Below are 1,039 nucleotides of genomic sequence, written 5' to 3' on the forward strand. Positions count from 1 at the left end.
CCGGAAGGCTCACCATTGTTGCAATCTATGACGATGGCCGCTATCCATTTTGTTATCGCAATGGTTTGGCAATGTGGCTTGGCAGGGGCTTTAAACTCAGCAAAGAACTTGCTCAAAAATGCCAGCTTTATGAAATGGATGGAAGGAGTAACAGGTGCTGTGCTTGTTGCGCTAGGAATTAAGTTACTGATTGAAGAACCACTTTAAATGCGCAATTTATACCGACTTGCTTTAATGCTGACGCTGTTTTTGTTGGGGTTTGCGAGTGCTGTTGCTTGGATGACATTACCACAAATCAAGTTTTCACCTCGGGGGATGGAGTGGGGGTGGCACTGGGCGCACTTTGAGCCGTTTTCTAATGGTATCCAAAAGGCGCGAACGCACGACACCAAACAGCTCTTGTTAAGACGAGTTTACCTTGACGATGCGATCGTCGTTTTTGTATCTACGACGTTAGACAACAAGTTTGAAATCGATGTTGTGCAGGAGAAAACTTGCAAACCGAACACCACAACTTGGGCATCCGTATCAGTGAATCGCCAGCGAATGGCGCATGTGCCAATGGTGTGTGATAGCGTCGGACAGAGTTATTTTTACCGTTACATAGGTAAGCATTTAGATTCGCTAGAATTTGGCGTTGATGAGTCTTTCATTACGGAAGATTTTGCCCATTGGCCAATCGCGGATATTAAAGTTGATCAGTTCAAACAGCAAAACGCTAAGTTTTTTGAACAGCGTGGAGAGAAGGTTGAACATCAGTGGTTACGTGATTAACGCTGTCATCTGAATCTAGATAAAAATAAAGCCCGCTAAACATGAGCGGGCTTTGTGTTTTAAGGTTTCTAACTCGTTTAAGTGCAGGCTTAACGGTTCTTTGTAGAGCTATGCTTTTACCGCATCAAGATCATCAGATTGAACTGAAGGGTTAAAGAACAATTTCGTTTCTGCCAATACAACATGACGAAGCGCAATCAAACCAATAAGGTTAGGGATCGCCATCAAACCGTTTACGATATCTGCCAGAATCCAAATCATGTCT

Annotated in this window: 3 protein-coding genes; 2 read left to right on the plus strand and 1 reads right to left on the minus strand. The window is 43.6% G+C overall.

The genetic code is table 11. From position 1 onward, the window contains the following. Positions 1-207: LysE family transporter (locus R7P67_RS26505; RefSeq protein ID WP_318086542.1), on the plus strand; the 207-nt coding region annotated here is incomplete at its 5' end. Then, positions 208-774: a hypothetical protein gene (locus R7P67_RS26510; protein ID WP_005464525.1), complete on the plus strand. Its 567-nt coding sequence runs from the start codon at positions 208-210 to the stop codon at positions 772-774. Between the two features lie 108 nt (positions 775-882). Here the strand turns inward: R7P67_RS26510 and R7P67_RS26515 are convergent. Next, positions 883-1,039: alanine:cation symporter family protein (locus R7P67_RS26515; protein ID WP_318086543.1), on the minus strand; the 157-nt coding region annotated here is incomplete at its 5' end.

The organism is Vibrio sp. Vb0937, from assembly GCF_033338855.1.